The 5,653-nt window shown below is 70.2% G+C and carries 6 protein-coding genes; 3 read left to right on the top strand and 3 right to left on the bottom strand.

The window, feature by feature from the left end:
- The 3 genes from PV363_RS15495 to PV363_RS15485 all read left to right on the top strand — a co-directional run.
- Window positions 1-622, top strand: a 622-nt coding sequence (locus PV363_RS15495) for a DUF2071 domain-containing protein (RefSeq protein ID WP_301022794.1), incomplete at its 5' end; no start/stop codon positions are given.
- 88 nt (window positions 623-710) lie between these two features.
- Window positions 711-2,342, top strand: coding sequence for a catalase (locus tag PV363_RS15490; protein WP_220343179.1), 1,632 nt, complete (start codon window positions 711-713; stop codon window positions 2,340-2,342).
- Between the two features lie 104 nt (window positions 2,343-2,446).
- A complete protein-coding gene (locus PV363_RS15485; protein WP_301022793.1) occupies window positions 2,447-3,292 on the top strand; it encodes a 3-hydroxybutyryl-CoA dehydrogenase in 846 nt (281 codons plus the stop codon).
- Between the two features lie 23 nt (window positions 3,293-3,315).
- Here PV363_RS15485 and PV363_RS15480 read toward each other — a convergent pair whose 3' ends face one another.
- From PV363_RS15480 to fahA, 3 genes are read right to left on the bottom strand one after another with little or no spacing between them, the layout of a single operon-like run.
- Window positions 3,316-3,477 carry a hypothetical protein gene (locus PV363_RS15480; RefSeq protein ID WP_220343181.1) on the bottom strand — a complete coding sequence of 54 codons (162 nt, stop codon included), beginning with the start codon at window positions 3,475-3,477 and terminating at the stop codon, window positions 3,316-3,318.
- Window positions 3,478-3,515: 38 nt separating this feature from the next.
- Window positions 3,516-4,217, bottom strand: a complete 702-nt coding sequence (locus tag PV363_RS15475) for a helix-turn-helix domain-containing protein (protein WP_220345922.1) — start codon at window positions 4,215-4,217, stop codon at window positions 3,516-3,518.
- Entirely contained in the window at window positions 4,214-5,494 is a 1,281-nt protein-coding gene (gene fahA / locus PV363_RS15470) for a fumarylacetoacetase (RefSeq protein WP_301022792.1), read from the bottom strand. Before fahA ends, PV363_RS15475 begins: the two co-directional genes overlap by 4 nt.
- Window positions 5,495-5,653: the final 159 nt, after the last annotated feature.

Below are 5,653 nucleotides of genomic sequence, written 5' to 3'. Positions count from 1 at the left end.
CGTCCAGGCGGTGCTGCCGCCATCCCTTACCGTCGACGAGTACGACGGCGCGGCGTGGGTCGGTCTGACCCCGTTCCGGATGGCCGACATGCGACCGCTCGGACTGCCCGCCATGCCGGGCACCGCGCGCACCAGTCCGGAGACCAACCTCCGGACGTACGTGCGCGGACCGGACGGCCGGGACGGGCTCTGGTTCCTGTCCCTCGACATCGGCACCCGGGTGCTCGCTGCCCTCCTGAGGACGGCTGTCGGGGCGCCGTACCACGGTGCCGACCTCAGCGTCGAGCGCCGCAGCGACACGGTGGTCTCGACCGGATCCCGGCACGGTGGCGGGCCGTCGTACCGGCTCGAGGTCCAGGCAGGTGCCCCCGCCGAACCCGCCGATCTCGAGATTTGGCTGACCAGCCGGTGGCGCGCCTACACCCGCCATCTGGGACAGATCGTGGTCACGCCGGTGGAGCACGAGCCCTGGCCGCTGCGCGCGGCACAGGTCCGGCGACTCGACCAGGACCTCACCCGTGCAGCCGGGCTCGGGGACCTGGCCGAACCTGACACGGTCCACTTCTCTGACGGCGTGAGAAACGTACGGCTCGGTGTGCCGTCGCTTGCCGGGCGCGCCTGAGTCCACTGGACGAGAATGATCGGAGCGGTTCAGGGCACTGGGTGTTGATCCCCTGCCACCGAACGAACGATCGGAGAGGACGTCTCCTATGACCGACGAGCGCAGGCTCACCACCCGACAGGGCCACCCGGTCTACGACAACCAGAACCAGAGGACCGTGGGAGCACGGGGTCCGGCGACCCTGGAGAACTACCACTTCCTCGAGAAGGTCAGCCACTTCGACCGCGAGCGCATCCCGGAGCGTGTCGTCCACGCCCGAGGCGCCGTGGCGTTCGGCACCTTCGAGGCGACGGGGCGATGGGGCGACGAGCCGATCGAGCGATTCACGCGGGCCAAGGTCTTCAAGACCGGCAAGGTCACTGACCTGGCGATCCGCCTCTCGACCGTCATCGGCGGTCGCGACTCCAGCGAGACGGCGCGCGACCCGCGCGGCTTCGCCGTGAAGTTCTACACCGAGGACGGCAACTGGGACCTGGTCGGCAACAACCTCGGCATCTTCTTCATCCGGGACGCGATCAAGTTCCCCGACGTCATCCACTCGCTCAAGCCCGACCCGGTCACCTTCCGGCAGGAGCCGGCACGGATCTTCGACTTCATGTCGCAGACGCCCGAGTCGATGCACATGCTGGTCAACCTGTTCAGCCCACGCGGGATCCCCGCGGACTACCGGCACATGCAGGGCTTCGGGGTGAACACGTACAAGTGGGTCAACTCCGAGGGCGAGACCAAGCTCGTCAAGTACCACTGGCTGCCCCAGCAGGGTGTGAAGTCGATGACCGAGGAGGACGCGGCCAACATCCAGGCGGGCGACCTCGGGCACGCCTCGAAGGACCTCTACGACGCGATCGAGAGCGGCGACTACCCCAAGTGGGACCTTTACGTCCAGATGATGGACGACCACGACCACCCTGAGCTCGACTTCGACCCGCTCGACGACACGAAGGTCTGGCCGGAGGAGGTCTTCGAGCCCAAGCACGTCGGGACGATGACGCTCAACCGCAACGTCGACGACCACCACAACCAGAACGAGCAGATCGCGTTCGGCACCGGTGTCCTCGTCGACGGGCTCGACTTCTCCGACGACAAGATGCTCGTCGGGCGGACGTTCTCCTACAGCGACACGCAGCGCTACCGCGTCGGTCCGAACTACCTGCAGCTCCCGGTGAACTCGCCGAAGCACGCGCGTCCGCAGACGAACCAGCGCGGCGGTGAGATGAGTTATCACATCGACCTCGCCGACGGCCAGAACCCGCACGTCAACTACGAGCCGTCCACCATGGGCGGGCTGCACGAGGCGGCCAAGCCGGCCTCGAGCCAGGCATACGGTCCTGAGATCGTCGGACGGCTCACCCGCGAGCGGATCCCTCGTACGAACGACTACGCGCAGGCGGGCGAACGGTTCCGGCTGATGGAGGACTGGGAGCGTGACGACCTGGTGAAGAACTTCGTCGCGAACATCTCCGAGGCCACCCGCGAGGTGCAGGAGCGGATGGTGTGGCACTTCTTCCTCTGCGAGGACGAGCTCGGCGAGCGGGTCGGTGAAGGCCTGGGCATCACGGTCGACGATGTTCGTGGTCTAGCGCCGCTCGAGACGCAGACGCTCAACGAGGAGGAGCGGCGTCGCCTGGAGAACCTTGGCAAGAACGGCCCCCGCGACGTCGAGGGCCACACGATGACGCACTGCGTCCCCAACGAGCACGTCGTCGTCGAGCGGAGCTGAGCGACTCCTTCAGGCCGGGTGGCCTTTTGGGGTTACCGGACGGTACTGCGTACGGTCGTCCGTGGCGCGTGACCGCGCGCCACGGACGAGGAGTGTCATTTCAGATGGACAAGATCGGTGTGGTCGGGTGCGGCCTGATGGGTGCGGGCATCGCCGAGGTGTGCGCGCGGGCCGGCGCCCAGGTGGTGGCCGTCGAGTCGAGCCCTGAGGCTGCCGCGGCCGGTCGCGCGAGGATCACGAAGTCGCTGGAGCGCGCCGAGTCACGCGGACGCATCGACAGTGCCGCCGACGTGCTCGCGAGGATCAGCGTCGTCGAGGACCTCGAGGCGCTGCGTGACCGTGACCTCGTCATCGAGGCGATCGTCGAGGACGAGGCGACCAAGGTCGCGCTCTTCAAGAAGCTCGACGCGATCGTCGAGTCTCCCGAGGCGATCCTGGCGTCGAACACGTCGTCCATCCCGATCATGAAGCTCGCCGTCGTGACGTCCCGCCCGGGCCAGGTCCTCGGGATCCACTTCTTCAACCCGGTACCGGTGCTCTCGCTCGTCGAGCTGGTGCCGAGCCTGCTGACCGACGAGAAGACCACGCTCCGGGCCCGCTCGTTCGTCGAGGGCCAGCTCGGCAAGCACGCGATCCTCAGCCAGGACCGCGCGGGCTTCGTCGTCAACGCACTCCTGATCCCGTTCGTGCTGTCCGCGATCCGGATGCTGGAGTCCGGCTTCGCCACGGCCGAGGACATCGACGAGGGTCTCGTCCGCGGTGCGGCGCACCCCCAGGGACCCCTCGCTCTCGCCGACCTCATCGGTCTCGACACGACGAAGGCCGTGGCGGAGTCGCTGTACGAGGAGTTCAAGGAGCCCCTGTACGCGCCCCCGCCGCTGCTCGCGCGGATGGTCGATGCCGGTCTCCTCGGACGCAAGACCGGGCGCGGGTTCTACACGTACGAGTGACCGCGACCGGTCACTCTGACCGGTCACTCCGGGATGCGCGGCTCCGTCTGAGGCGGCGGCGCGACGGGAGTGGGGTCACCCGGGTCGGGGTCCAGGCTGGGGACGACGTCCGGCTCGATCGTGTCCGGGTCCACCGGGTCCACGGGGTCGCCGGGGCCGTTCGGGTCGATGCTCGGTGTGCTCATCACCCCATCGAACACCCGCGCTGCGGTCCGGGCAACCGTCACCCGTAGGCGGCCGAGCCGATCCGACGGGCGGCGTCTCGGACCAGCTGTTCAGCGCGTTCGGCGACCTCCGGTCGGCTGGTGATCACCGCGACCGCCGCGCGTCCGCCGCGCAGGCCGGGCACGGGCGCGGCGATGCCGTACGCACCCGGGTTCAGCTCGGCGTGCGTGGTGACGACGCCCGCCGACCGGGCGTCGGCGACGCGGGCGGGCTCGTCCGGTGCGGGTGGGCCCGAGGCGAGCGCGGCCAACCCGCCGGCGCCACGGTCGAGCGGGTCGCGGTTGCCGAGGCGGTAGGAGAACCGTGGTCCGTCGGTGGGCGGCTCGGCGACGACGGTGCTCACGGCGGCACCGGCAACCACCTCGACGAGGCTGGCGGTGGCATCGAGCTCCGTGGCCAGATCCTGGAGCACGGGCTCCGCCGCAGTGTGGAGGCGTGGGCGGGTGCGGTCGGCGAGGGTCGTGAGCGTCCTGCCCACCTGATAGCGACCGCCCGCGTCGCGCTCGACGTACCCGCTCCGTTCCAGGCTCACCAGCAGGCGATGGACGATCGACCGGTGCAGGCCAGCGCGCACGGCGACCTCCGAGCCCGTCGCACCCGGCGCGTCGGCCACCACCTCGAGCACGAGCAGCCCGCGCTCGAGCGTCTGGGACCCGCCCCCGTCCCCGGTTTGTGCAGTTCGTCCAGGTCTCGCCGTCATGATTCCTTGTCCAACTGCACAAATCGCGGACGGGACGGGCGGGAGGGCCGGGAGGGACGGGAGGGGGCGGGGAGGATGCGGCCGCGGACCTCGCCGAGGGTCACGGTGCCGGCACTCGCGCGCAGCACCACCTCGTCGCCGTCGCGCAGGAACGTACGCTCCTCCCCGCCGGCGGTCCACGGCTCGCGTCCGCCCCACGAGAGCTCGAGGAACGATCCGCGCTCCCCGCGCTCCGGACCCGACACGGTGCCGGAGGCGAAGAGGTCGCCGGTCCGCAGCGACGCGCCGTTGCTCGTCAGGTGCGCGAGCATCTGGGCGGGACTCCAGTACATCGTCCGGTACGGCGGGCGGCTCACGACCTCACCGTTGAGCTCGACCTCGAGCGCGAGGTCGTACCCGGCCGGCTCCGCGACCTGGAGGTACGGCAGCGGCGGCGGATCCTGGCTCGGCAGGGGAACGCGGGACGGCTCGAGCGCGGCCAGCGGTGTCACCCACGGTGAGACCGAGGTCGCGAAGGACTTGCCGAGGAAGGGCCCGAGCGGCACGTACTCCCACGCCTGGATGTCGCGGGCCGACCAATCGTTGAGGAGGACCACCCCGAAGACGTGCTCGGCGAAGCCGCTCGTCGGGACGGAGTCACCGAGGCGGCTCGGGGTCCCGACGACAAAACCGACCTCGGCCTCGATGTCGAGACGCGCGCTCGGGCCGAAGTCGGGCTCTGCCGCATCTGGACCCTTGCGCTGGCCCAGCGGGCGTACGACGTCGGTGCCCGAGACGACGACCGTGCCGGCGCGCCCGTGGTAGCCGACCGGCAGGTGGCGCCAGTTGGGCAGCAGCGGCTCGGCGTCGGGGCGGAAGATCCGCCCCACGTTGGTCGCGTGGTCCAGCGAGCAGTAGAAGTCGATGTAGTCGGCCACCTCGAACGGCAGGTGCAACGTCACCTCGCTGAGACGGTGCAGATGCCCGGACAGGCGCTCGGGCCCGGCGTCGTGGTCGAGGAGCGTGGCCTGGAGCCATCGCCTGATCTCGTCCCACGTGGTCCGCCCTGCGGCCATGAGCGTGTTGAGCGTCGGGCCGCCCAGGTGCCGGCCGAACCCTTCACCGTCCGCACCGCCCGCGGCGCCCGCGAGGTCGAGCACGTGGTCGCCGATCCGTACGCCGATCCGGTGCTGGCTCGACGGTCCCTCCGAGCGGAGCCCGAACACGCCGTACGGCAGGTGGTCGACGTCGTACCCGGACCCGGCGCCGCCCGGGACCCACGTCGTCGCGGCCGTCACAGGAGACCCAGCGAGCGCAGGTCCTGCACCGGTTCGTCGATGCTGCAGGACCCGAAGGACGTGAACCACGTGCGGGCCTCGGCGAGCGCCTCCGGGCCGACCGCCACCGCGTCCTCCATGAGCACCTCCGCCGACTGCTCCTCCAGGACGACGGCGACG

The organism is Mumia sp. (assembly GCF_028803055.1).
Taxonomy (GTDB): domain Bacteria; phylum Actinomycetota; class Actinomycetes; order Propionibacteriales; family Nocardioidaceae; genus Mumia.
This window is presented reverse-complemented; position numbering and strand designations above follow the sequence as displayed.

Excerpts from the sequence above, each read along its gene's own strand:
- PV363_RS15490 (WP_220343179.1), top strand. The coding sequence starts at position 711 with ATGACCGACGAGCGCAGGCTCACCACCCGACAGGGCCACCCGGTCTAC.
- PV363_RS15480 (WP_220343181.1), bottom strand. The coding sequence starts at position 3,477 with ATGAGCACACCGAGCATCGACCCGAACGGCCCCGGCGACCCCGTGGAC.
- PV363_RS15475 (WP_220345922.1), bottom strand. The coding sequence starts at position 4,217 with ATGACGGCGAGACCTGGACGAACTGCACAAACCGGGGACGGGGGCGGG.
- PV363_RS15485 (WP_301022793.1), top strand. The coding sequence starts at position 2,447 with ATGGACAAGATCGGTGTGGTCGGGTGCGGCCTGATGGGTGCGGGCATC.